This is a genomic window from Streptomyces chryseus (assembly GCF_014650755.1).
Taxonomy (GTDB): domain Bacteria; phylum Actinomycetota; class Actinomycetes; order Streptomycetales; family Streptomycetaceae; genus Streptomyces; species Streptomyces chryseus.
In genome coordinates, this window is record NZ_BMVO01000005.1 from 141525 (window position 1) to 166220 (window position 24696).

The 24696-nt window shown below is 72.1% G+C and carries 25 protein-coding genes; 8 read left to right on the forward strand and 17 right to left on the reverse strand.

The window, feature by feature from the left end; translation table 11 throughout:
• Positions 1–25 precede the first annotated feature (25 nt).
• The 3 genes from IE185_RS11300 to IE185_RS11310 all read left to right on the forward strand — a co-directional run bounded on the left by IE185_RS11300 (position 26) and on the right by IE185_RS11310 (position 2867).
• The gene (locus tag IE185_RS11300; protein ID WP_138897639.1) at positions 26–1225 is read left to right on the forward strand and encodes a S8 family peptidase; all 1200 of its coding nucleotides are present in this window, start codon (positions 26–28) and stop codon (positions 1223–1225) included.
• A gap of 77 nt (positions 1226–1302) precedes the next feature.
• Positions 1303–1851 carry a DUF1697 domain-containing protein gene (locus tag IE185_RS11305; RefSeq protein ID WP_138897638.1) on the forward strand — a complete coding sequence of 183 codons (549 nt, stop codon included), beginning with the start codon at positions 1303–1305 and terminating at the stop codon, positions 1849–1851.
• A complete protein-coding gene (locus IE185_RS11310; protein WP_138897637.1) occupies positions 1848–2867 on the forward strand; it encodes a ketopantoate reductase family protein in 1020 nt (339 codons plus the stop codon). Before IE185_RS11305 ends, IE185_RS11310 begins: the two co-directional genes overlap by 4 nt.
• A 24-nt stretch (positions 2868–2891) precedes the next feature.
• On the opposite strand, the gene IE185_RS11315 is transcribed toward IE185_RS11310, so the two are convergent.
• The 12 genes from IE185_RS11315 to IE185_RS11365 form a co-directional block, all read right to left on the reverse strand.
• The gene (locus tag IE185_RS11315; RefSeq protein ID WP_170198369.1) at positions 2892–3653 is read right to left on the reverse strand and encodes a sirohydrochlorin chelatase; all 762 of its coding nucleotides are present in this window, start codon (positions 3651–3653) and stop codon (positions 2892–2894) included.
• A 5-nt stretch (positions 3654–3658) separates the two neighbouring features.
• Positions 3659–4552 (reverse strand): ABC transporter permease, encoded by an 894-nt coding sequence (locus tag IE185_RS11320; RefSeq protein WP_138897635.1) that lies wholly within the window; start codon positions 4550–4552, stop codon positions 3659–3661.
• Entirely contained in the window at positions 4539–5336 is a 798-nt protein-coding gene (locus IE185_RS11325) for an ABC transporter ATP-binding protein (RefSeq protein WP_138897634.1), read from the reverse strand. The genes IE185_RS11320 and IE185_RS11325 overlap by 14 nt, the downstream gene beginning before the upstream one ends.
• Positions 5337–5379: 43 nt before the next feature.
• On the reverse strand, positions 5380–6492 hold the full coding sequence (locus IE185_RS11330; protein ID WP_138897633.1) for an aliphatic sulfonate ABC transporter substrate-binding protein: 1113 nt from the start codon (positions 6490–6492) through the stop codon (positions 5380–5382).
• Positions 6493–6725: 233 nt separating this feature from the next.
• Positions 6726–8075, reverse strand: coding sequence for a sulfate adenylyltransferase subunit 1 (locus tag IE185_RS11335; RefSeq protein WP_138896702.1), 1350 nt, complete (start codon positions 8073–8075; stop codon positions 6726–6728).
• A 2-nt stretch (positions 8076–8077) separates the two neighbouring features.
• Entirely contained in the window at positions 8078–9016 is a 939-nt protein-coding gene (gene cysD / locus IE185_RS11340; RefSeq protein WP_138896703.1) for a sulfate adenylyltransferase subunit CysD, read from the reverse strand.
• Positions 9016–9594, reverse strand: coding sequence for an adenylyl-sulfate kinase (cysC, locus tag IE185_RS11345; protein WP_189715081.1), 579 nt, complete (start codon positions 9592–9594; stop codon positions 9016–9018). Before cysC ends, cysD begins: the two co-directional genes overlap by 1 nt.
• Positions 9576–10271 (reverse strand): phosphoadenylyl-sulfate reductase, encoded by a 696-nt coding sequence (locus tag IE185_RS11350; RefSeq protein ID WP_138896705.1) that lies wholly within the window; start codon positions 10269–10271, stop codon positions 9576–9578. The genes cysC and IE185_RS11350 overlap by 19 nt, the downstream gene beginning before the upstream one ends.
• Positions 10268–10447 carry a hypothetical protein gene (locus IE185_RS11355; RefSeq protein WP_069926331.1) on the reverse strand — a complete coding sequence of 60 codons (180 nt, stop codon included), beginning with the start codon at positions 10445–10447 and terminating at the stop codon, positions 10268–10270. Before IE185_RS11355 ends, IE185_RS11350 begins: the two co-directional genes overlap by 4 nt.
• Positions 10444–12141 carry a nitrite/sulfite reductase gene (locus tag IE185_RS11360; RefSeq protein WP_138896706.1) on the reverse strand — a complete coding sequence of 566 codons (1698 nt, stop codon included), beginning with the start codon at positions 12139–12141 and terminating at the stop codon, positions 10444–10446. Before IE185_RS11360 ends, IE185_RS11355 begins: the two co-directional genes overlap by 4 nt.
• A 190-nt stretch (positions 12142–12331) precedes the next feature.
• Positions 12332–12415 carry a putative leader peptide gene (locus IE185_RS33960; RefSeq protein WP_355250053.1) on the reverse strand — a complete coding sequence of 28 codons (84 nt, stop codon included), beginning with the start codon at positions 12413–12415 and terminating at the stop codon, positions 12332–12334.
• 208 nt (positions 12416–12623) lie between these two features.
• Complete coding sequence (locus IE185_RS11365; protein ID WP_138896707.1) at positions 12624–13193, reverse strand: GNAT family N-acetyltransferase; 570 nt, start codon at positions 13191–13193, stop codon at positions 12624–12626.
• A gap of 104 nt (positions 13194–13297) precedes the next feature.
• Between IE185_RS11365 and IE185_RS11370 the strand changes: the two genes are divergently transcribed.
• Positions 13298–14335, forward strand: coding sequence for a M4 family metallopeptidase (locus tag IE185_RS11370; RefSeq protein WP_138896708.1), 1038 nt, complete (start codon positions 13298–13300; stop codon positions 14333–14335).
• A 351-nt stretch (positions 14336–14686) separates the two neighbouring features.
• Entirely contained in the window at positions 14687–16312 is a 1626-nt protein-coding gene (locus IE185_RS11375; protein WP_189715083.1) for a TROVE domain-containing protein, read from the forward strand.
• Between the two features lie 55 nt (positions 16313–16367).
• Here the strand turns inward: IE185_RS11375 and IE185_RS11380 are convergent, their stop codons facing one another.
• Together IE185_RS11380 and IE185_RS11385 are read right to left on the reverse strand one after the other, a co-directional pair.
• Positions 16368–17660, reverse strand: coding sequence for a GAF domain-containing protein (locus IE185_RS11380; RefSeq protein WP_229843457.1), 1293 nt, complete (start codon positions 17658–17660; stop codon positions 16368–16370).
• A gap of 313 nt (positions 17661–17973) precedes the next feature.
• Positions 17974–19608, reverse strand: a complete 1635-nt coding sequence (locus tag IE185_RS11385) for an acyl-CoA dehydrogenase family protein (protein ID WP_138898681.1) — start codon at positions 19606–19608, stop codon at positions 17974–17976.
• 17 nt (positions 19609–19625) lie between these two features.
• Between IE185_RS11385 and IE185_RS11390 the strand changes: the two genes are divergently transcribed.
• Positions 19626–20804 carry a YihY/virulence factor BrkB family protein gene (locus IE185_RS11390; protein WP_138898680.1) on the forward strand — a complete coding sequence of 393 codons (1179 nt, stop codon included), beginning with the start codon at positions 19626–19628 and terminating at the stop codon, positions 20802–20804.
• Positions 20805–20871: 67 nt separating this feature from the next.
• A complete protein-coding gene (locus IE185_RS11395; RefSeq protein ID WP_189715087.1) occupies positions 20872–21624 on the forward strand; it encodes a helix-turn-helix domain-containing protein in 753 nt (250 codons plus the stop codon).
• Here the strand turns inward: IE185_RS11395 and IE185_RS11400 are convergent.
• From IE185_RS11400 to rpmF, 3 genes are all read right to left on the reverse strand, one after another.
• A complete protein-coding gene (locus IE185_RS11400; RefSeq protein WP_138898091.1) occupies positions 21558–21956 on the reverse strand; it encodes a VOC family protein in 399 nt (132 codons plus the stop codon). The genes IE185_RS11395 and IE185_RS11400 overlap by 67 nt on opposite strands.
• A 94-nt stretch (positions 21957–22050) precedes the next feature.
• Positions 22051–23229, reverse strand: coding sequence for a GTP-binding protein (locus IE185_RS11405; RefSeq protein WP_138898092.1), 1179 nt, complete (start codon positions 23227–23229; stop codon positions 22051–22053).
• A 5-nt stretch (positions 23230–23234) separates the two neighbouring features.
• Complete coding sequence (rpmF, locus tag IE185_RS11410; RefSeq protein WP_028814853.1) at positions 23235–23405, reverse strand: 50S ribosomal protein L32; 171 nt, start codon at positions 23403–23405, stop codon at positions 23235–23237.
• 181 nt (positions 23406–23586) lie between these two features.
• Between rpmF and IE185_RS11415 the strand changes: the two genes are divergently transcribed.
• A complete protein-coding gene (locus IE185_RS11415; protein ID WP_138898093.1) occupies positions 23587–24561 on the forward strand; it encodes a slipin family protein in 975 nt (324 codons plus the stop codon).
• Positions 24562–24696: the final 135 nt, after the last annotated feature.

A 24696-nucleotide genomic window follows, 5' to 3' on the forward strand; every position in this document is an offset into this window, starting at 1 on the left:
CATTTTGACGAGGAGACCCCTCTTCATGGCACTTCACAAGCGTTCCAGCCGCCTGAAGCTCACCGCGGCGATCACCGCCGTAGCGGCGGCGGCCGGAGTGACCGTACTCGGCTCGTCCTTCGCCGGGGCGGCGCCCGCCGCCCAGGGCCACGTCTACGGAGCCGACGCCAAGGGCGCCGTCGCCGGCAGCTACATCGTGATGCTGGACGAGAAGGCAGACAAGCAGGACCTGGCCAAGGAGTACGGCGGCAAGCTCAAGCGGAACTACACCTCCGCCATCAACGGCTTCTCCGCGAGCGGCCTTTCGGAGACCGAGGCCAAGCGCCTCGCCGCCGACCCGTCCGTCGCCAAGGTCGTCCAGAACAAGAAGTTCACGATCAACGCGACGCAGGACAACCCGCCGTCCTGGGGCATCGACCGCATCGACCAGTCCGACACGGCCGGCGACAGCAAGTACAGCTACCCGGACAGCGCGGGCGAGGGTGTCACGGCGTACGTCATCGACACCGGTGTCCGCATCTCGCACAAGGACTTCGAGGGCCGCGCGAGCCACGGCTTCGACGCCGTGGACAACGACGACTCCGCCGACGACGGCAACGGCCACGGCACGCACGTCGCCGGAACCATAGCGGGCGCCGCGCACGGCGTGGCCAAGAAGGCGAAGATCGTCGCCGTCCGCGTCCTGGACGACCAGGGCTCGGGCACCACCGAGGGCGTCGTCGCCGGCATCGACTGGGTCACCAAGAACCACCAGGGCCCGTCCGTCGCCAACATGAGCCTCGGCGGCGGCGCCGACGAGGCCCTCGACGAGGCGGTACGCAAGTCCATCGCCTCCGGCGTCACCTACGGCGTCGCGGCGGGCAACGAGTCGAGCGACGCCGGCCAGGGCTCGCCGTCCCGGGTGAAGGAGGCCATCACCGTCGCCTCCAGCACCAAGGACGACGCCCAGTCCGACTTCTCCAACTTCGGTGCGGTGGTCGACATCTACGCGCCGGGCTCGGACATCACCTCCTCGTGGAACGACAGCGACGAGGGCACCAAGACCATCTCCGGCACGTCCATGGCGACGCCCCACGTCGTCGGCGCCGCCGCGGTCTACCTCGCCGGCCACAAGGACGCCGCCCCGGACGCCGTCGCCAAGGCGCTGACCGACGGCGCCACCGCCGACAGGATCGGCAACCCGAGCGAGGGCACCGTGAACAAGCTGCTGAAGGTCGTCGAGTAAGGACGCGGCCCCAGCACCGAACGGGCGGTCGTCGTGCTCTCCCCCACGGGGTGCGGCGGCCGCCTATCGTGTGGCCCATGACCATGACGTACGCCGCTCTGCTGCGCGGAATCAATGTGAGCGGGCACAAGAAGGTGCCCATGGCGGAGCTCCGGGAACTGCTCGCCGCACTGGGCCACCGGGACGTCCGCACGTACCTCCAGAGCGGCAACGCCGTCTTCACCACCGACGCCGAGGACTCCGAGGACGCCCTCGCCACCGCCCTCGAACGGGCCGTCGAGCAGCACTTCGGATTCAGCGTCGACTGCCTGGTCCGCAGCGGTGCCTACCTCGCGGCCGTGGCGGACGCCTGCCCCTTCCCGGCGGCCGAGCTGGAGGGCAAGCAGCTGCACGTCACGTACTTCTCCCGGCCCGTCACCGCCGACCGGTTCACCTCCGTGGATCCGGCGGCGTACCTCCCCGAGGAGTTCCGCCTCGGCGACCGTGCCCTCTACCTCTACGCACCGGACGGCCTCGGCCGCTCCAAGCTCGCCGAAGTGCTCGCCAGGCCCGCCCTCCTCAAAGGGATCAGCGCGACCACCCGCAACTGGAACACGGTCGCCAAACTCGTGGAGATGACGCGATGACGTCTCGACGCACGCGCTACATCATCATCGGGGCGGGGGCGGTCGGCGGCACCGTCGGCGGGCGGCTGGCCGAAGCGGGGCACGACGTCGTACTCGTCGCGCGCGGGGCGCACTTCGAGGCCCTGCGCGCCGGAGGGCTGCGCCTGACGACCCCGGAAGGAACGCGCGCCCATCAACTCCCCGTCGTGCAAGGGCCGGACGGCCTGGGACCGGAGCTCCGCCCCGACGACGTCCTGGTCCTCTCGGTCAAGACCCAGGACAGCACGGCGGCCCTCGACGCCTGGAGCGCGCGGCCGGTGGCCGGCGGCGGCACGGCGGGAGAGCGGCTGCCCCTGGTGTGCGCGCAGAACGGCGTGGAGAGCGAACGCCTCGCGCTGCGCCGCTTTCGGCACGTCCACGCCCTGTGCGTCTGGCTGCCCGCGACCCACACCGAGCCGGGCTCCGTCTCCGCCGCCGGTACGCCGCTGTCCGGCATCCTGCACCTCGGCCGCTACCCGTCCGGTACGGACGAGACCGCCCGGCGGATCGCCGCCGACCTGGAGAAGTCGCGGTTCCTGGCGCCGGTGGTGCCGGACGTGATGCGGTGGAAGTACGCCAAGCTGCTGAGCAATCTGGCCAACGCGATCGAGGCCGTCTCGGGGCCCCTCGAGAGCCCGGAGGCCAAGGCGCTCGTGCGCCGCGCGCTCGCCGAGGGACAGGCGGTCCTCGCGGCGGCGGGCATCGAGGCCGCGTCCCCGGCCGAACAGGCCGAAGCGCGCGACGGCCGCACCACGCTCGTACCGCTCGACGGGACCGAGCGGGGCGGCGGGTCGTCCTGGCAGAGCCTCAGCCGGGGGACGGGCACGATCGAGGCGGACTACCTGAACGGGGAGACCGTCCTGCTGGGCCGCCTCCACGGCGTCCCGACCCCGGTGAACGAGGCGCTGCGGCGCATCGCGAACACCTGCGCCCGCGAGCGGCGCGCCCCGGGATCACTGACAGCGGCGCGACTGACGACCCTGGTGGACGCGGGCTGAGGGACGCGTGCGCACCCCGCGCGCCTACGCGCTGACCGCCGCCAGGCGGACCGGCACCCGGGCCTCGTCGTAGCGCGTCAGCAGCAGCCGGGCCAGCTCCGGGCACGCGCCCAGGACCTCGCCCAGCACCTCCGCGCCCGACTCCCGCGCCCCGCGCGCGATCCGGTCCGGCAGGAAGCCGGGGGCGACGACGTACGGGGCGACGGCGACCCGCCGTACCCCGCGGGCCGCCCGCAGGTCCCGCACCGCGTCCTGCGTACGCGGCAGAGATGCGGAGGCGAACGCAGGCCGCACGGCGCACCAACCGGTGTACCGCAGCTCCCGCGCGATTTCAGCGATCACTGCGATCGCCTCCGGGTCCGAGGAGCCCGCCGAGGCCAGAACGACCCCGGTCGAGCTCTTGTCACCGGGCGTCAGCCCGGCTTCGTACAGCCGCCGCTCCAGCGCGGTGAGCAGCAGCGGCGAAGGGCCGAGCACCTCCGCCTGGTGGATCCGCAGCCGAGGCAGCCGCGCCGCCGCCTCGTGCAGCACGGCGGGGATGTCGGCCTTCGCGTGGAACGCGCGGGTCAGCAGCAGCGGCAGGACCACCACGTCCCGTACGCCCTCGGCCGTGAGGCCCTCCAGCACCTGCGGCACCGCCGGGGCGTTGAAGTCCAGGAACGCGGTCTCCACGCGCAGTCCGGGCCGCAGCGCCCGCACGCGCGCCACGAGCGCGTGCACGGTCGCGGCGTGCCGCGGATCGCGGCTGCCGTGGGCTGTGACGAGGAGAACCGGGCTACGGAACATGGTCATCAGCCCTTGGTCAGCAGGCCACGGCTGCGCAGCACGCGGCGCTCCAGCGGGGAGAAGAACAGCAGGTCGATACCGATACCGACGACCAGGATCAGGATGATGGTGGCCAGCACACCCGACATGTCGCTGTAGGTGCGGAAGTTCTCCATCAGCTGTCCCAGACCCGTCCCGAGGTCCGGCGAGTTGGCGATCAGCTCGGCCGCCATCAGCGAGCGCCACGAGAACGCCCAGCCCTGCTTCAGGCCGGCCAGGTACCCCGGCAGCGCGGCCGGCAGCAGGACGTGCCGGATGCCGTTGATCCCGGTGGCCCCGATGGTGCGGCCGGCCCGCAGGTACAGCGGCGGGATCTGGTCGACGCCGGCGACGAGCCCGTTGGCGATCGACGGTACGGCGCCCAGCAGCACCACCGCGTAGATCGTCGCGTCGGTCAGCCCGAACCAGATGATCGCGGCGGGCACCCAGGCCACCGACGGCAGCGACTGGAGTCCGGACAGGATCGGCCCGATCGCAGCCCGCACCACCTTCACCCGCGCGACCAGCAGGCCGAGCGGCGTGCCGATGGCGACCGAGACCGCGAAGCCGAGGGCTCCGCGCGAGACGCTGGTCCAGATGTAGCCGAGCAGCGTGCCGTCGAGCCACATCTGCTCGACGGAGCGCCACACGTCGAGCGGGCCCGGCAGGACGTAGTCCGGCTTGAGGTCCGAGGCGGCGGCGAGCTGCCACAGGGTGAGGACCAGGGCGATGGCCACCAGCGGCGGCACCACCTTGGCCAGCAGGACCCGCCCGAGGCCGACCCGCTCAGCGGAGTGCGTGGTCTCCAGTGCGTCCAGGCCGGCCTCCAGGCCCGCCAGGTCGTTCTTGGGACGCGCGTCCCTCGTATCAGTGCTGGCCATGTCGGCGGATCTCCCCCCGCAGCTGCTCAGTGATCTCTACGGACAGGTCGGCGACCGCGGAATCCTCGATCCGGCGCGGCTGCGGGATGCCGACCTTCCACTCGCGCGCGATGCGTCCCGGACGGGACGACAGCAGCACCACGCGCTCGGCGAGGCGGACGGCCTCGCGGACGTTGTGGGTGACGAAGAGGACCGACACGCTGGTCTCGGACCAGATCCGGGTCAGTTCCTCGTGCAGTACGTCGCGGGTGATGGCGTCCAGCGCCGCGAACGGCTCGTCCATCAGCAGGAGGTCGCTGTCCTGGGCGAGCGCGCGCGCCAGGGCGACGCGCTGGCGCATACCGCCCGACAGCTCGTGCACCCGCTTCCCGTACGCCCCGTTCAGCCGTACGAGCTCCAGCAGCCGCTCGGCCTCGCCGCGCCGCTCGGACTTCGCCATGCCCCGCATCTTCAGGGCCAGTTCGATGTTCTTGCCCGCCGTCAGCCACGGGAAGAGCGCGTGCTCCTGGAACATCAGGGCGGGCCGTCCGCCGGGCACGTCGATGGTGCCCGCGGACGGCCGGTCGAGCCCGGCGACCAGGTTGAGCAGGGTCGACTTGCCGCAGCCGGAAGCCCCCAGCAGGGTCACGAACTCGCCCGGCGCCACATCGATGCTGATGTCGTCCAGTACGAGCTGCTGCGCGCCGGGCCGGCCGAACGACTTCGACACGTGGTCGATCCGTGCGGCGTACTGAGCCGTGTCCACGGGCGCGGCGGACTGCTTGAGGTCGAGTGTGGTGGCCATGAGCCTCACCTCCTGAGGGCGTTCCGGTTGCGGGAAGGGACGGTTACTTGGCGCCGAGTCCGGCGTCCTCGACGGCGGGCTGCTTCTCGGCCTTCAGCACCTTGTTGAGGAGCGTCAGGTCGTAGATGCCGTCGAGCACCGGGTCCTTGAGGAGACCGGCCTTCACCGCGTGGCCGGCCTCTTCCCGCAGCGTGGAGGCGAGCGGGTCGTTGGTCGTCTCGACGTTCTTGAAGGCCGGGTCGAGCACCTCGGCGGGCAGCTCCTTGCCGGAGTCCGCCTTGAGCTTGGCGTTGACGGCGGCCTTCGCCTCGTCGGGGTTGGCCTTGATCCAGGCGTTGCTCTTCACGGAGCCGCGCAGCACCGCCTCGACGACGTCCGGGTGCTCCTTGAGGAACTTCTGGGAGACGATCACGTTCGTGATGACGAACTTGCCGTCCTTCCACAGCTTCTTCTCGTCGAGCAGCACCTTGCCGCCGCCCGCGACCAGCTTGGACGCGGTGGGCTCCGGGACCCAGGCGCCGTCCAGCGCGCCGGACTCGAAGGAGGCGGGGATCTCCTTGTTGTCCTGACGGACGACGGAGACGTCGCCCTTGCCGGTGCTGGGATCGACCTTCAGGCCCTTCTCCGACAGGTAGTTCAGCAGCGCGACGTCCTGCGTGTTGCCGAGCTGGGGCGTCGCGATGCGCTTGCCCTCGAGGTCGTCCAGGGACTTGATCTTCTTCGGGTTGACGACGAGCGAGACGCCGCCGGAGGCCGAACCCGAGATGATCTTGAGGTTCTGGCCCTGGGACTTCGTGAAGCCGTTGATCGCGGGAGAGGGGCCGATCCAGCCGATGTCGATGGCCCCGGCGTTGAGGGCCTCGATCTCCGAGGGACCCGCGTTGAAGACCTGCGGCTTGACCTCGGTGCCGCCGAGCTCCTTCTGGAACAGACCCTTCTGGAGGCCGACCAGGGCGGTGGCGTGGGTGACGTTCGCGAAGTACCCGATCCGGACTTCGTCGACGCCGCCGATCTTCTCGCCCTTGGCGACGGGGGCGACCTTGTCGTCCTTCTCGGCCTTCGAACCGTAGCCGCAGGCGCCCAGCGCGCCGATCAGCAGCGGCAGGGCGGCGGCAGCGGCGAGGCTGCGGCGAAGGGGGGTACGGGGGGCATGCACGGGAGGCGTTCCTCTCGATGGCCCGGCGTCACACCTCTCGCTCTGAGCGGGGTGTGCCCGGGAATCCGGCGGGTCTTCGTCGGTACGGCGGACGGTGGTGCGGCAGGGCGCGCAAGCGGTGCGCGTACGTCATCGGGCACATCGCCCGACCCCGCCCTGGCCGCTGCCGAGGGTGCCGCTGCCGACGCGGCCGCCCTCTTTCGCGAACGTCGCGTAGATGTCGAGGGGCGTCATCAGAAGTCCCAGCCCTCGTCGTCCGCCACGGCCTGCACCGTCTCGGCGGCGAACGAGTCGCCCGCCATGCCGGCCGCCAGCGTCGTACCGTCCGCCGGGTCGATCAGCAGGAACGATCCGGTGCGGCGCGAGTCGCGGTACGCGTCGAGCGCGAGCGGCTCGGCGGTCCGCACCTTCACCCGGCCGATGTCGTTGGCCACCAGCCGGCCCGGGTCCGGATGCTGGGACAGGTCGTCCAGCGTCAGGCGCGACGGGATCTCCTTGACGATCGCCTTGACCGTACGGGTGGTGTGCTTGAGCAGCACCCGCTGGCCCACGGTGAGCGGCTGGTCCGCCACGTGGCAGACGGTCGCCTCGACGTCCTGCGTGGTGCGCGGCGCGGAACCGCTCGGCGCGATCAGGTCGCCGCGCGAGATGTCCAGGTCGTCGGCGAGCGTGACCGTCACCGACTGCGGCGCCCACGCGATGTCGACCGCCTCGCCCAGTGCGTCGATGCCGGCGATCGTCGACGTACGGCCCGACGGAAGCACCGTCACGGCCTCGCCCACGCGCAGCGCGCCGGACGCGATCTGGCCGGCGTAACCCCGGTAGTCGGGGTGCTCGGCGGTCTGCGGGCGGATCACGTACTGGACCGGGAAGCGGGCCTTGCAGCTCGCCAGGTCGTGGCTGACCGGGACCGTCTCCAGGTGCTCCAGCACGGTCGGGCCGCCGTACCAGTCCATGTTCGCGGAGGGCTCCACGACGTTGTCACCGGCCAGCGCCGAGATCGGGATGGCGGTGATCTCCGGGACGCCCAGCGAGGCGGCGTACGCCGTGAACTCCTCGGCGATGGCGGCGAAGACGGGCTCGGCGTACGCGACGAGGTCCATCTTGTTGACGGCGAGCACCACGTGCGGGACGCGCAGCAGCGCGGCGACCGCCGCGTGCCGGCGGGTCTGCTCCACGACGCCGTTGCGGGCGTCGACCAGCACGACGGCCAGCTCGGCCGTCGACGCGCCCGTCACCATGTTCCGTGTGTACTGCACGTGCCCGGGGGTGTCGGCCAGGATGAACCGGCGGCGCGCGGTGGCGAAGTACCGGTACGCCACGTCGATCGTGATGCCCTGCTCGCGCTCGGCGCGCAGGCCGTCGGTCAGCAGCGCCAGGTCGGGCGCCTCCTGACCGCGCTTGAGGGATGCCGCCTCGACGGCCTCCAGCTGGTCGGTGAGGACCGACTTGGAGTCGTGCAGCAGCCGCCCGACGAGGGTGGACTTGCCGTCGTCGACGGAACCGGCCGTCGCGAAACGCAGCAGGGTGGTGGCCGACAACTGCTCGGTCAGCCCAGCCAGGGGAGTGTGCTGTGCGGTCATGGTTAGAAGTACCCCTCGCGCTTGCGGTCTTCCATCGCGGCCTCGGACATCTTGTCGTCGGCGCGGGTCGCTCCCCGCTCGGTGAGCCGGGAGGCGGCGATCTCGGCGATCACGGCGTCGAGCGTCGTGGCGTCGGAGTCGACGGCGCCGGTGCAGGACATGTCGCCGACGGTGCGGTAGCGGATCAGCCGCGTCTCGACCTGCTCGTGCTCCTTCGGGCCGCCCCACTCGCCCGCCGTCAGCCACATGCCGGAGCGCTGGAAGACCTCGCGCTCGTGGGCGTAGTAGATGTCCGGCAGTTCGATCTTCTCGCGGGCGATGTACTGCCACACGTCCAGCTCGGTCCAGTTGGACAGCGGGAACACACGCACGTGCTCGCCCGGCGCGTGGCGGCCGTTGTAGAGCTGCCACAGCTCGGGGCGCTGGCGGCGCGGGTCCCACGCGGAGAACTCGTCGCGCAGCGAGAACACCCGCTCCTTGGCGCGCGCCTTCTCCTCGTCGCGCCGCCCGCCGCCGAACACCGCGTCGAAGCGGTGCTGCTGGATGGCCTCGGTCAGCGGCACGGTCTGCAGCGGGTTGCGCGTGCCGTCCGGCCGCTCCCGCAGCTTCCCGGCGTCGATGTACTCCTGCACGGACGCGACGTGCAGCCGCAGCCCGTGCTCGGCGACCGTGCGGTCGCGGTACTCCAGCACCTCCGGGAAGTTGTGCCCGGTGTCGACGTGCAGCAGCGAGAAGGGGACCGGCGCGGGCGCGAACGCCTTGAGCGCCAGGTGCAGCATGACGATCGAGTCCTTGCCGCCGGAGAAGAGGATCACCGGCCGCTCGAACTCGCCCGCCACCTCGCGGAAGATGTGGACGGCCTCGGACTCCAGGGCGTCCAGGTGGCTGAGCGCGTACGGGCTGTCCGTACCCTCGCTGACGGTTGCGGAGGTGGTCGTCATCAGGCCAGGCCCCTTTCGGTGAGCAGCGCGTGCAGCGCCGCTGCGGACTCCTGCACGGTCTGCTGGTGCGACTCGATCCGCAGGTCGGGCGACTCGGGTGCCTCGTAGGGGTCGTCGACCCCGGTGAGCCCGGAGATCTCGCCGGCCGCCTGCTTGGCGTACAGACCCTTCACATCGCGTACGGAGCACACGTCCACCGGCGTGGCGACGTGCACCTCCAGGTACGCGGTGCCCTCGCTCTGGTGGCGTTTGCGGACGGCCTCGCGGCTGTCGGCGTACGGCGCGATGACGGGCGCCAGCGCCAGCACGCCGTTGCGGGCGAGCAGTTCGGCGACGTAACCGATCCGCTGGACGTTGGTGTGCCGGTCCTCGCGGCTGAAGCCGAGACCCGCCGAGAGGAACTCGCGGATCTCGTCACCGTCCAGCACCTGGACACGGCGGCCCTCGGCCTTCAGCCGTGCGGCCAGCTCGTAGGCGATGGTGGTCTTGCCGGCGCTCGGCAGACCCGTGAGCCAGATGGTGGCCCCAGTCACGTCCTTCTCCTGATCGTTGCTCGTCATCAGCTGTGCAGCCCGCATTCCGTCTTGTTGCGCCCGGCCCAGCGGCCGGCGCGGGCGTCCTCGCCCTCCTCGACCCTGCGGGTGCAGGGCGCACAGCCCACGGACGCGTATCCGTCCATCAGCAGCGGGTTGGTGAGGACACCGTGCTCGGCGACGTACGCCTCCACGTCCTCCTGCGTCCAGCGGGCGATCGGCGAGATCTTGACCTTCTGCCGCTTCTCGTCCCAGCCGACGACCGGGGTGTTCGCCCGGGTCGGGGACTCGTCGCGGCGCAGACCGGTCGCCCAGGCGCTGTAGCCCTTCAGGCCGTCTTCGAGGGGCTTGACCTTGCGCAGGGCGCAGCACAGGTCGGGGTCGCGGTCGTGCAGCTCGGGCCCGTACTCGGCGTCCTGCTCCTCGACGGACTGCCAGGGCAGCAGGGTGATGACGTTGACGTCCATGACGGCCTCGACGGCGTCCCGCGTCCCGATGGTCTCCGGGAAGTGGTAGCCGGTGTCGAGGAACACGACGTCCACGCCGGGCCTGGCGCGGGAGGCGAGGTGGGCGACGACGGCGTCCTCCATGGAGGAGGTCACGCAGAAGCGGTCACCGAAGGTGTCGGCGGCCCACGTGAGGATGTCCAGGGCGGAGGCCTCTTCGAGGTCCCGCCCGGCTTGTTCCGCCAGTGACTTGAGATCTTCCTGAACCACTGTCATATCTCGTCCCCTCCGCCGTCGTTGCGCCGAACCCCCCGGGCGAGCAGCCCGAGGAACTTCAGCTGGAAGGCGCGGTTGCACGCCGCGCATTCCCACGCGCCGTGACCGGTCTCGTTGGGCCGCAGGTCCTCGTCCCCGCAGTACGGGCAGTGGAACGGCGCCGCACGCTCGCTCATGACAGGTCTCCGTCGCTCGCCCGCGCGGCCCAGGTCGCGAAGCGCTCACCGGCTTCGCGCTGCTCCTGGAAGCGCAGCAGGACGCGCTCGACGTAGTCGGGCAGCTCGGCCGAGGTGACCTTCAGCCCGCGGACCTTGCGGCCGAAACCGGCCTCAAGACCCAGCGCGCCGCCCAGGTGCACCTGGAAGCCCTCGACCTGGTCGCCGTTGTCGTCCAGGACGAGCTGCCCCTTGAGACCGATGTCCGCCACCTGGATACGGGCGCAGGCGTTGGGGCAGCCGTTGATGTTGATGGTGATGGGCTCGTCGAACTCCGGGATGCGCCGCTCCAGCTCGTCGATGAGCGACGCGCCGCGCGCCTTAGTCTCGACGATCGCCAGCTTGCAGAACTCGATGCCGGTGCAGGCCATCGTGCCGCGCCGGAACGGCGACGGCGTGACCCGCAGGTCCATCGCCTCCAGGCCGGCGACCAGCGACTCGACCTGCGCCTCCTCGACGTCGAGCACGATCATCTTCTGCTCGGCGGTGGTCCGCAGCCGGCCCGAGCCGTGCGCGCCGGCCAGGTCGGCGATCTTCGTCAGCGTGGCGCCGTCCACGCGGCCGACGCGCGGGGCGAAGCCGACGTAGAAACGGCCGTCCTTCTGCTGGTGCACGCCGAGGTGGTCGCGCCAGGTGCCGGTGGGCTGCTCGGGCGCCGGACCGTCGACGAGCTTGTACTTGAGGTACTCGTCCTCCAGGATCTGGCGGAACTTCTCCGGACCCCAGTCGGCGACGAGGAACTTCAGGCGGGCGCGGGTGCGCAGGCGCCGGTAGCCGTAGTCGCGGAAGATGCCGATGACGCCGCCGTAGACGTCCGGGACCTCGTCGAGCGGCACCCAGGCGCCCAGCCGGACACCGAGCTTGGGGTTGGTGGACAGGCCGCCGCCGACCCACAGGTCGAAGCCGGGCCCGTGCTCGGGGTGGTCGACGCCCACGAAAGCGATGTCGTTGATCTCGTGTGCGACATCGAGCTGCGGCGATCCGGACACCGCGGACTTGAACTTGCGGGGCAGGTTCGAGAAGTCCGGGTTGCCGATGAAGCGGCGCTGGATCTCGTCGATGGCGGGGGTGCCGTCGATGATCTCGTTCTCGGCGATGCCCGCGACGGGCGAGCCGAGGATGACGCGCGGGGTGTCGCCGCATGCCTCGGTCGTCGAGAGCCCGACCTCCTCGAGCCGCCGCCAGATCTCCGGTACGTCCTCGATCCGGATCCAGTGGTACTGGACGTTCTGCCGGTCGGTGAGGTCGGCCGTCCCGCGCGCGAACTCCTGCGAGATCTCACCGATGACGCGCAGCTGCTCGGTGGTCAGCCGGCCACCGTCGATGCGCACGCGGAGCATGAAGTACTCGTCGTCCAGCTCCTCCGGCTCCAGGATCGCGGTCTTGCCGCCGTCGATCCCGGGCTTGCGCTGGGTGTAGAGACCCCACCAGCGCATGCGTCCGCGCAGGTCGTTGGGGTCGATGGAGTCGAATCCCCGCTTGGAGTAGATCGTCTCAATGCGTGTCCGCACATTGAGACCGTCGTCGTCCTTCTTGAACTGCTCGTTGCCATTGAGGGGGGTGAAGTGACCTACGGCCCACTGACCCTCGCCACGGTGGCGTCCGGCCTTGCGGCGGGGCGTGACGGTAGCGGGCTTATCCGGCGTGGCGGCCATGGTTGTTCGTCCTTCTCTGGCGGCTCAAGGGGTGGCGGATCGCGCCGACCGTCCCCATGACCAGCGAAAAGACGGTCGGACACGGCAGACCGGAGTGCCCCGCCGGGTGGGCGGGGATCACGCGCGTATCGGGGTGGCCGGCTCGTCCGCGACGGCGGGGACGGCTAGTGAGTGCGGCGGTGCTGTGCTGTCAGCCCACCGGACAGATGGCGCTGGACATGCGGCCGAGGTCGACGTGCCGCCGACTCACCAAGGCAACTCCAGCTGAAGACATGACGGAAGCGTGTCACGGGGATCTCCGGCCAGTCCACCACCGCCCACAATGTGGACAACAATGTCCCGAATGGCGAGACGGTGTGTCACCGGTCACTCTCCCCGGGGCCGCCCGCCGGCCTCAGGACGGTCCCGGGCCGGTCCTGCGCGGTCCCGGGCCGGCCGCTCGGACGCGGGCCCCGGGCCCCGGGCCGCGGCTCGCCGGCCACTCAGGCGTGCGCCCCGGGCCACGGCCCCGGGCTCGCCACGTCCGCCTCCTCGGCGGTCTTCGTCTCGAAGAGCCGGAAGCCCCGGCGCAGGTAGTTGTCCATGGCGTGCGGCCCGTCCTTGCTGCACGTGTGCAGCCACACCCGCTTCGTCTGCGGCCGCTGCGGCCACCGCTCGGCGAGGTCCCACGCCCGCGCGACCCCGTAGGACAGCAGGTGGCCGCCGATCCGCCGCCCCCGGAACGCCGGGATCAGACCGAAGTACATGATCTCCACGACGCCCTCGTCCTGCGGGTCCAGCTCGACGTACCCGGCGGGAGTGCCGTTCTCGTACGCGACCCAGGTCTCGACACCGGGCCGGTCCAGGGCCGCCTGCCACTGCTCGTACGTGAGCCCGAGCCGGTCGGTCCACCGGATGTCGCCGCCCACCGCCGTGTAGAGGAAGCGGCTGAACTCGGGGGAGGGGACCTCCGCCCGGACGATCCGGAGGTCACCCGGCGGCTCGGCGGCCGGCCGCAGATCGTCGGGGGAGGTCTGTTCCAGGGACCAGGTGGTCACGGTCACGGTGCTCATGCGGCAAGCGAACCACGCGCCCGGGCCCTGGCCAAAGCCGGGCGCGTACGGGATGATCTCGCCGCGCCACGCCACCCCCCGCATCCCTTGGCAGAAGGATGTTCATGTCCCGTCGCACACACCGCGGCCTGCTCGCCGCGGCCACCCTCACCGCGGCCCTCGCCTCCCTGGCGGCTCTGACCGTGCCCGCCGGAGCCTCGGCCGGTCCGCAGGCCCGGCTGTTCATGGTCAACCCCGTCCAGTCCTCGAACGACCAGTCGCTGACCGACGCGAAGGACTCGGCGGCCGCCGTCCCCTCGTCCGCCTACGCCACCGCCGCCCTGCGCAACCTCGACGCGAGCGGCGGGCTGTCCGGCAGGTGGGCCTCCGTGAGATCGGACACCGGCTCCTCCGCGAAGATCGCGGACGCCGGGACGTACGACCGTCACGACGACCAGTTCGAGCAGGTCATGGCGTACTTCTGGGTCAACGAGTCGCAGGAGTACCTCCAGGGCCTCGGCTTCGGCAGCGAACTGCCCGGAGCCAACGACCGGGCGCAGCCGGTCCGTATCAACCAGTGGGGATCCGACAACTCCTTCTTCACCGACAAGAAGGCGGAGATCCGCTTCGGCAAGGGCGGCGTCGACGACGCCGAGGACGCCGAGGTCGTCATGCACGAGTACGGCCACGCCGTGCACCACGCGCAGGTCCCCGGCTTCGGTACGTCGGTCGAGGCGGGCGCGATCGGTGAGGCGTTCGGCGACTACCTCGCCGTGACGGTCGGCGCGCACGCGGCGGCGAAGTACGGCTGGCCGCTGAAGGCGGACCTGGCGTGCGTCGCGGACTGGGACGCGGTCTCCTACTCCTCGGCCGCGCCGCACTGCCTGCGCCGCGTCGACGGGGACAAGGTGTACGACGACCGGGTCGGCCAGGTGCACGCCGACGGCCAGATCTGGTCCCGGGCGCTCTTCGACATCCGCTCGCGGCTCGGCGCGCGCACGGCGGACCGCGTCATCGTGAACGCCCAGTTCGGCTTCGCCCCGGACACCAGCTTCTCGGACGCGGCCCGCACCACGATCGCGACGGCCCGCGCGATGTACGGCGCTGCGGCCGAGACGGCGGTACGGGACGCCTTCCGGGCCCGCGAGATCCCGGGCGTCTGACACACCCGCTTTCCCCGCCGGCCTCCCGCCGGCGGGGGAGGCCGACGCGCACCGGCCGCGCCGGACGGCTTCTGGTCCCGGCCGGGCCCGTCCCGGCCCCTGACCGGAAGGGGCCGCTTTATTCACTGGTGTACGCCCCGGCGGCCTTGTAGGTTGACCTCGCGACCGCGCCTCCGATGCGCCCGGCTGCGGCTACTTCCTTCGAAACCAAGTGACGCCGCCGCCCCTTTGATCTCGGCAGGCGCGGGCGTGTTTCGCCCCGTCGGATGTCTCGGCCGGGCCGCCCATCCTTTGAATCCGGGGGATTCGCTGCCTCGTCACACCCCACGCGTCTCCAAGATGTGGTCCGAGATGCTCGTGGCCCCGCACGTCTCGGCCGCTGCCCGCTCCCTGCCCCCGCCACGGCTCCCCCACGCCGCCGTGCCGGGCGTACGCCACCGGCCCGGCGCACCCGATGTCCGCACCCACGCCGGCGGGCCGGCCTTCGTCCGGGAGCCCCGCGAGGAGCTCTACCTCCTGGCGGTCGGCAACCTCGTCTCCCAGCGGACCTTCTACGAGAGCGGCCAGGAGCGGGACGACCGGTACGTCCGTCTCGTCGGTGAACTCGCCGTCCAGGACCCCGAGTGGACGGCCGGCCTGCTGCGCTGGCTGCGCGGCGAGGGCAACATGCGCACGGCGTCCCTGGTGGGCGCCGCCGCGTACGTGCGGGCCCGGCTCAAGGCCGGGGTGTCCGCAGGTCCGTCCAACCGGTCCGTGATCGACTCCGTGCTCCAGCGCGCCGACGAGCCCGGCGAGCTGCTCGCCCACTGGATCTCGGTGCACGGACGGAACGTGCCGCAGCCCGTGAAGCGCGGCGTTGCCGACGGCGTACGCCGGCTGTACACGTCCCGGTCCCTGCTCAAGTACGACACCGCCTCCCACGGCTTCCGCTTCGGTGACGTGCTCAACCTGGTGCACGCCTCCCCCGACCCGGCCAAACCCTGGCAGGGCGCGCTCTTCCGGTACGCCCTGGACCGGCGCCACCACCCGGAGCGGGCGGTGGCGCCGGCCGGCGACCCCCTGCTGACCGCCCACCGGACGCTGATGGAGACGCCCGCGGACGAGCGGCGGGCAGTGGTGACCGGGCCGGGCGGCTCCGAGCGGCTGGCCGCGGCGGGCATGACGTGGGAGGCAGTGGCGGGCTGGCTCCACGGACCGATGGACGCCGCCGTCTGGGAAGCCGTGATCCCCACTATGGCGCCGATGGCGCTCCTGCGGAACCTGCGGAACTTCGACGAGGCGGGGGTCTCGGACGACGTCGCGGCCCGGGTCGCGGCTCGGCTCTCGGACGCCTCCGAGGTCGCCCGCTCCCGGCAGTTCCCCTTCCGCTACCTGGCCGCTCACCAGCACGCGCCGTCGCCGCGCTGGGCGGCCGCGCTGGAACGGGCCCTGGGCCACTCCCTGGCCAACGTACCGGCGCTGCCCGGCCGGACCCTGATCCTGGTGGACCGGTCCGACTCCATGTTCTGGGACACCGTCTCCGAGCGGTCCCGGCTGACCCGGGCGGACGCGGCGGCCGTGTTCGGCACCGCGCTGGCCATGCGGGCCGAGCAGGCGGATCTGGTGGAGTTCGGCTGGGGCAGCGCCGAGGTGCCGTTCGAGCCGGGCGAGCCGGTGCTCGAGGTGATGAAACGGTTCCGCAGCCTGGGGGGCACCTACACCGCGAAGGCGGTGCGCAAGCACTACCGGGAACACGACCGGGTCCTGATCGTCACCGACGAGCAGACCGCCTCCTACGATCCCGGCGGGCCGACCGAACCGGTCCCGGCCGACATCCCGGTCCATACGTGGAACCTGGCGGGGTACCGGCCCGCCCACGGCCCCACGGGCCCCCACCGGCACACCTTCGGCGGCCTCACGGACGCGGCGTTCCGCATGGCCGGCCTCGTCGAGGCCGGCCTCGGGGCCTCGTGGCCGTGGACCGCTGATCCGGCCTGACCGCGAGCCACGGCCGTGCCGGCGGAAAGGCACGGCCCCGCCAGGAGTGCACCGCCTACGCCGGCAGGCGGCGCGCGGCCGTGATCGCCGGAGCCGTGGAGTGGGGGAGCAGGTCCGCCGGGTGGGGCGGCGGGACCACCTCCACCTCCACCTCGTCCGCGAAGCGGTACGGGCGGTGCGCCAGCACCTGGGCCAAGTGCCGCCGCAGCCGGGAGACTTCCGCCCGTACCGTCACCGTGCGCGTCCGGTCTCCGAACAGGTCCGCAGCCAGCTCGGCGGCGCTGCGGCCCTCCCGGTGCACGCTCAGCACGTACAGCAGCTCCGCGTGCCGCGGACTGAGCTCGTGCGTCCACTGCCCGGCCGCTCCCGACACGGTCACCGACGTACGCCGCCGGCCGCTCAGGTCGAGCACGACCCGGCTCACCGCGCCCTCGCCCGGCCCCGACGCCTCCTCCACCCGCACCAGCCACCCGCCCGGCAGCGGCTCCACCGCGCACATCCCCAGCGACGGCAGCCATCTGCGCCCCGCCCCGAAGGACTTGGGCAGCGGCAGCCGGTCGACCGGCGGCATTCCGGTCACCGCCGCCGGCCAGCCGTGCGAGTCGACCGCGAGTGCCCGGCCGCCGACCCGGCACAGAATCGGCGAGGCCACCGACCGCAGGCGCTCGACGGACCTCACGTGCCGGTCGCGCAGTTCGGCCTCGGCGAGCCGGGCCACGGACTCGACGAGGGCGAGCGTCGCCGGGTGGAACGTGGACTCGGCCCCGCTCACGTCGATGACGCCGAGGAGCCGCCCGTTCCGGGGGTCGTGCACGGGCGCCGCCGCGCACGTCCAGTCGTGGAGCGTCCGGACGAAGTGCTCGGCCGAGTGCACCTGGACGGGCCGGCGCAGCTCCAGCGCGGTGCCGATGCCGTTCGTTCCCGTCGTCTCCTCGCTCCACGCCGCGCCCGCCTCCAGACAGATGCCGTCGGCCTTGCGCATCACCCCGCGGTCGCCGTCGCGCCACAGCACGCGGCCCTCCTCGTCGGTCACCACCATGATCTGCTGCGACGCCTGCACGACCGTGATCAGCCCCTGGCTGACCGACGGCAGCAGCTCACCGAGCGCCGTCGCCCGGCGCCGGTGCTCCAGCTCGCCCGCGGGCAGGAGTTCGCTGCTGGTGCTCCGGTCCGGGTCGATCCCGATCCGCATCACGCGCCGCCAGGACGCGTCGATGACGGGCCTCGGCGCGACGTGCGGCGTCCCGCCGGCGAGGGCGGCGTCCCGCACCCGGGCCAGCACACGGGCCGCGTCGGCGCTGTGCAGGGCGCTCAGGCGGGAAAGGCCGTGGGGGTCGAGAGGTTCGATCTGCACTGGGCGTACCCCCGTAACTCACGTGAAAGTCACTTGCTGTGAGGTGTTCCTCGCTCATCGTGCACCGCCCGGGGCGGGCGCGCCCAGGAGTCGGGACAAACATTGCAACGGTCTGCAACTCTCGCGCGCCGGGGCGCGACTGTACGAAGCTGGAGGGGTTCAGCCGGGGTGGTGCCGTGTCGGCGCAGCATCACCCCGGCGGCTCCCGTCTCCCGGCGGGTCGTTCCCCCGGCGGCCCGCCGGGTCCGCCGGCATGCCCGGCGGACCGGGCGGCGCGGCGGACCGGGTCGGGCGGCGGCAGGGCCGCTCAGACCTCCGCCCGCGCCCGCTCCACCACCGACGCCAGGTCGAGACTGTGCGGCAGGGTGCCGAACGCCGCGCCCCAGTCGCCGCCGAGCCGCGACGCGCAGAACGCGTCCGCGACCTCCGGCGGCGCCCACCGCACCAGCAGCGAGCCCTGGAGCACGAGCGCCATCCGCTCGACGACGCGGCGGGCCCGCCCCTCCATGCCCTCCAGGTCGGCGAGCTCGGTCAGCAGGTCCTTGATCGCCCCGTCGAGGCGGTGATCGGCGCCGCGCGCCTGTCCGATCTCGGTGAGGAAGGCGTTCAGCGCCAGCGGTTCGCGCTGGAGCGCCCGCAGGACGTCGAGCGCCTGTACGTTCCCCGAGCCCTCCCAGATCGAGTTGAGCGGCGACTCGCGCAGCAGCCGCGGCAGGCCGGACTCCTCGACGTACCCGTTGCCGCCCAGGCACTCCAGCGCCTCCGCCGCGACCGGTGTGCACCGCTTCGTCACCCAGTACTTGGCGGCGGGCACCGCGAGCCGCAGGAAGGCGCGGTCCTGCTCGGAGTCGCTGTCGTACGCCGCCGCCAGCCGCAGCGCGAGCGTCGTCGCCGCCTCCGACTCCAGCGCCAGGTCGGCCAGCACGTTGCGCATCAGCGGCTTGTCGATCAGCTTGCCGCCGAAGGCACTGCGGTACGCCGCGTGGTGCGTCGCCTGGGCCACGGACTGGCGCATCAGCGCCGCCGACCCGATCACACAGTCCAGCCGCGTGGCGGCCACCATCTCGATGATGGTGCGCACCCCGCGCCCCTCCTCACCGACCAGCCGCGCCCACGTCCCGTCGAACTCGACCTCGCTCGACGCGTTCGAGCGGTTGCCGAGCTTGTCCTTCAGGCGCTGGATCCGGAACACGTTGCGGGTCCCGTCCGCCAGGATCCGCGGCACAAGGAAGCAGCTCAGCCCGCCGGGCGCCTGCGCCAGCACCAGGAAGCCGTCGGACATCGGCGCCGAGCAGAACCACTTGTGCCCGGTGAGCAGGTACTCGCCCTCCCCGGCGAGCGGCTCGGCGTTCGTCGTGTTCGCGCGTACGTCGCTGCCGCCCTGCTTCTCGGTCATGCCCATCCCGAAGAGCGCGCCGGCCTTCAGCGACGGCGTCGACAGCCCCTCGTCGTACACATGGGAGGTGAGCCGCGGCTCCCACTCGGCGGCCAGCGCCGGGTCGGTGCGCAGCGCCGGGACGGCGGCGTGCGTCATGGACACCGGGCAGCCGTGCCCCGCCTCGGCCTGCGTCCACACCAGGAACCCGGCGGCCCGGCGCACGTGCCCGGCGGGCCGCCCCCAGGCGTCGGTGAGCCCCGCCGCGACGGCCTTGCCCAGCAGCCGGTGCCAGGCCGGATGGAACTCGACCTCGTCGATCCGGTGGCCGTAGCGGTCGTGCGTCCGCAGTTTCGGCGGATTCTCGTTGGCCTGCACGCCCCATTCCTGGGCCTGCGCGGATCCGGCGGAGCGGCCGAGGCCCGCCAGTTCCTCCCGTACCTCGTCGGCGAGTTCGGGCGCGACGTGCCGCTCCACACCCTCGGACAGGGCCCTGTCGGCGGTGAATACGTCGTACTCCACCAGGGGCGGAGCCTGGTTGGTCACTGTGTGTGTGGTGGCTGCCATGCCGCTACGGTAAGGAGGTGCAGGCAGCAAAAGAAACACCCGAACGGCCCGAGGGCCGGCTCCACCGGGCGAGAGTCCTCTATCGCAACGTTTCCAAGCGCAAGTTGGTCTGGTTGCTGCTGAAGGACACCGTCAACTCGTGCATCGAGTACCGCATCCTCGGTCTCGCCGCCGAGGCGGCGTTCTTCACCCTGCTGTCCCTGCCGCCCCTCCTGCTCGGCATGATCGGTCTGCTCGGTCATGTCGACGCCTGGACCGACACCGACACGGTCGCGTCCATCGAGCGCAACATCCTGACCGCCGCTGAGACGGTCCTGTCCGACCGGGGCGTCAACGACTTCGCGAAGCCGCTCATCGCCGACGTCACCCAGGGGGCCCGCCCGGACATCATCTCCATCGGCTTCGCCATCGCGCTCTGGTCGGGTTCGCGCGCGGTCAACGTATTCATCGACACGATCACCGTCATGTACGGCCTCGACGGCCACCGCGGCATCGTGAAGACCCGGCTGCTCGCCTTCCTGCTGTACGTCGTCGCGCTGGTCATCGGCGCGGTGGTGCTGCCGCTGATGGTGGTCGGCCCCGACCGGGTGGTGGACCTCGTCCCGTTCGGGACGGAGGTCGTCAGCGTCCTGTACTGGCCCGTGGTCATGGTGCTGTCGATCGTCTTCCTCACGACGCTGTACCACGTGTCCGTGCCCGTGCGTTCGCCGTGGGTCGAGGACGTGCCCGGGGCACTGATGGCGCTCGCGATGTGCGTGCTGGGCAGCTTCCTGCTCCGGATCTACCTCACCAGTACCGTCGAGGGCCCCACGATCTACGGCTCCCTGGCCGCCCCCATCGCCGTCCTGCTGTGGATCTGCATCTGCGCCTTCGCGGTCCTGGTGGGCGCGGCGGTCAACGCGGCGATCGACCGGGTCTGGCCCTCCGTCGCCACGGCCGCCGCCCGCGAGGCGAACGACCGCGTACGCACGGCCCAGGCGGCGGCGGTCATCGCGCGGGCGGAAGCGGCGCGCGCGGCGGCGCGCGACGGGGAGGACGGGGAGGACTCCGACCCGGACATGCCGTCCGAGTTCCCCGAGCGGTGGTCGCGCTTCCTGCCACCGGACGACGTGAAGTCCCGCCTGCACACGAGCCGCGAGAAGGAGCCCAAGGAGGCGCCGCGGGACGCGAGCGAGGCCCGGGAGCCGCACCCGTAGGAGGATGCCCGGGCCCGCCGCCTGTGCGGTGACTCGCGCGGCCGGGGCGCTCCCTACCCTGGGGAGCATGTACGCGGAACGCGCATCCCGGCTCGACGGCGCCGTCGTGTGGACCCGCACCGTGCCCACCGCGCCCGGCCCCGCCCGCCCGGTGCTCCCCGACGGCTGCATGGACCTGCTGTGGACCGACGGCACGCTGTACGTCGCCGGCCCCGACACCCGCGCCCACCCGCCCGGCGAGACGCCCGCCGGCGCGGACGCCCGCTACGACGGAGTGCGGTTCGCCCCCGGCGCGGCTCCCGCCCTCCTCGGCGTACCCGCGCACGAGCTGCGCGACCGGCGCGTGGAGCTGGCCGATCTGTGGCCCGCCGCCAGGGTCCGCGCCCTGGCCGGCCTGGTCGGGGGCGCACCCGATCCGGCCGCCGCCCTGGAGGACCTGGCGCTGCGGCACGCGGCGGACGCGCCGCAGCCCGACCCGGTGCTGCGGGCCGTCGCCCGCCGGCTGGACGCGGGCGCTACCGTCGCGGCGGCCGCCGAGGCGGCCGGGCTCAGCGCCCGGCACCTGCACCGCCGTTCCCTGGCCGCCTTCGGGTACGGACCCAAGACGCTGGCCAGGATCCTGCGGCTGCAGCGCGCGCTGGCGCTGGTGCGCGACGGGGTGCCGTACGCCGAGGCGGCCCTCGCCGCCGGCTGCGCCGACCAGGCGCACCTCTCGCGCGAGGTGCGCGGCCTGGCCGGTACGACGCTGGGCGCCTACACGGCGTCCCTGTCGGCGAACAGCGAGACGCCGCAGCCGTCGGGGTCCAGCACCACCGCGTAGCGCTGCCCCCAGAACGCGTCCCAGGGTTCGAGGTGTCCACGGTGTCCGGCGGCGATCAGCGTGTCGTACACCGCGTCGACCTCGGCCGGGCTGTCGCAGCGGAAGGCGAGCCCGACCCGGTCGCCGCCCTGGGGCCCGGTCCAGTCCGGGTCGAAGGAGCGCACGGTCTCCTCGGTGTCGAACAGGACGCGCAGCCCGCCGGGCAGCGTCGTCTCGGCGTGCGGGGCCGTGTCGGCCTCGGCGGGCACGGCCAGGCCGAGCAGTCGGTAGAAGGCGAGCGAGGCGGCCATGTCGGCGGCCACGATGCCCAGGGCGTCGAGTCGTGGAGTCATGCGTTCACCGTAGGAGGGCTGCCGGCCCCCGATCTTGAAGGAATCGGACACCGGCCGCCCGCGTACGGAAACCGCTCTGCGGGGCCGCTTCCCGTCACACTCCCGTCGGCGCGGGCTCGTGCGCGCACGCGTCGTCGATGCCGGACGTCTCCCAGGCGGGGAACGGGTCGTCCGCCAGGGCGTCCTCGCCGTCCGATCCGAGGCAGGCCGTCAGCGCGCTGTGCAGCGCTTCGGCCCGCAGCCCCGTACCGATGAAGACGAGCTCCTGCCCCTGCGCGGTGTCCGCGCCGGTCACCCCCGAGGGCTCGAAGCGGGCCACCGCGCCGGCCTGCGACCACAGGCCCGTCACCCGGGGCCGGGTGGCCAGCCGGAAGAAGCCCTTCGACCGCAGGATCTGCCCGTACGCGCCGCTGTCGAGTCCGTCGGTGACGAAGTCCCACAGGCGCCCGGCGTGGAAGGGGCGGTCGGCGCGGAACACCGTGCTGGAGATGCCGTACTCCTCGGTCTCCGGCACATGGTCGCCGTTCAGCTCCCGCACCCACCCCGGCGCCTCCTGGGCGCGCTCCAGGTCGAACAGTCCGGTGCCCAGGACGTCGGCGGGGGAGACCCGGCCGTGGGTGGCGGTGAGAATCCGGGCCGCCGGGTTGAGGCGGGAGAGGGCCGCCCGCAACCGGTGGGCGGTCGCGGTGTCTACGAGGTCGAGCTTGTTGAGCACGATGACGTCGGCGAACTCGATCTGGTCCATCAGCAGATCGCTGACGGTGCGGTCGTCGTCCTCGTACTGGTCGAGACCGCGTTCGGCGAGACCGTCCCCGCCGGTCAGCTCGGGCAGGAAGCCCGCGGCGTCCACGACGGTGACCATGGTGTCGAGGCGGGCCAGGTCGCCCAGCGTCGCCCCGTCGTCGCGGGGGAACGCGAACGTGGCGGCGACCGGCATGGGTTCGGAGATGCCGCTCGACTCGATCAGCAGGTAGTCGAAGCGGCCCTCCCTGGCCAGCCGGTCGACCTCTTCGAGCAGATCGTCGCGCAGGGTGCAGCAGATGCACCCGTTGGTCATCTCGACCAGACGCTCCTCGGTGCGCGAGAGCGCGGCCGCGCCGCCCCGTACGAGCGCGGCGTCGATGTTGATCTCGCTCATGTCGTTGACGATCACGGCGACGCGCAGGCCGTCCCGGTTGCCCAGGACGTGGTTGAGCAGGGTCGTCTTGCCGGCTCCGAGGAACCCGGAGAGCACGGTGACGGGCAGCCGGCCGGGGGAGGTCGGGTCGCTCATGCCGGTCAGCCCTCGGGGCGCAGGAGACCGCGCTCGTACGCCTTGGCCAGCCGCTGCGGCACGCGGTACACCGAGCCGTCGACGGTGACGGGGACGAGCTGCGGCGTGGTGGCCTTCCACTGTGCGCGCCGGTGGCGGGTGTTGCTGCGGGACATCTTCCGCTTGGGTACGGCCATGGTGGTCCTCCTGGGATGTGGTCCGGGGTGCGGACACGGGAACGCTACATGGAAATGGATCCCATATTCAATTTGCACCCCGGTCCGGTCCCGGTCCGCCGCCCGCCCGGTTCTCGACCGGGGTGTGAAGCCGGGCGTATCGTGACAATCAAGATGCGGCTCGGACCCATTGGGGGTCGTGATGCTCGACGAGCTTCTGGCAGTCGGGGCGGCCACGGGAGCGGCCGCCGTGGTGTACGTGGCGGCTGCGGCGCGCGTGGTACGGCAGTACGAACGAGGCGTGGTGTTCCGCCTCGGGCGGCTGCGCGAGGACATCCGGGGCCCCGGGTTCACCATGATCGTTCCTGGCGTGGACAAGCTGCGGAAAGTGAACATGCAGATCGTGACGATGCCGGTGCCCGCGCAGGACGGCATCACCCGCGACAACGTCACGGTCCGGGTGGACGCGGTCATCTACTTCAAGGTGATGGACGCCGCCGACGCCGTCGTGCGGGTGGAGGACTACCGGTTCGCGGTCTCGCAGATGGCGCAGACGTCACTGCGCTCGATCATCGGCAAGAGCGATCTCGACGACCTGCTGTCGAACCGGGAGAAGCTCAACCAGGGGCTGGAGCTGATGCTCGACAGTCCGGCCGTCGGGTGGGGCGTGTCGATCGACCGGGTCGAGATCAAGGACGTGTCGCTGCCCGAGACGATGAAGCGGTCCATGGCCCGCCAGGCCGAGGCCGACCGTGAGCGGCGGGCGCGGGTCATCAACGCCGACGCGGAGCTCCAGGCGTCGAAGAAGCTGGCGGAGGCGGCGGGCGTCATGTCCGACCAGCCGGCGGCGCTGCAACTGCGCCTGCTCCAGACCGTGGTGGCGGTGGCGGCCGAGAAGAACTCGACCCTGGTCCTGCCGTTCCCCGTGGAACTGCTGCGGTTCCTGGAGCGGGCGGCGCAGCAGCAGGGGCCACCGCCCGGGCAGGAGGGGGAACGGACCCCGGACGGGCCGAAATCCCCGGAGACGCGGGCCGCCGTGGCGCAACCCCCCGAAGCGCAGGCCCCAGAGGCGCCGACCTTCGAACCGCCGCTGCCACTCGCGGACGATGCGCCGGGCCCGGCGCCCGGACAGCCGCCGGCGGCCGGCGGCCGGGCGGGAGGCGTCACCCGGTCCTGAGGCCGTACTGAGATCGTCGGAGCGGTACGGCGGCAACCGCCTTCGCCCGCAGCCGGTGCTGCCGCGTACGGACACGCTGGACGCTTCCGCCAACTGCCGTACCGGCGCGCCGACATGGGCCCATCGCCCCCCGGT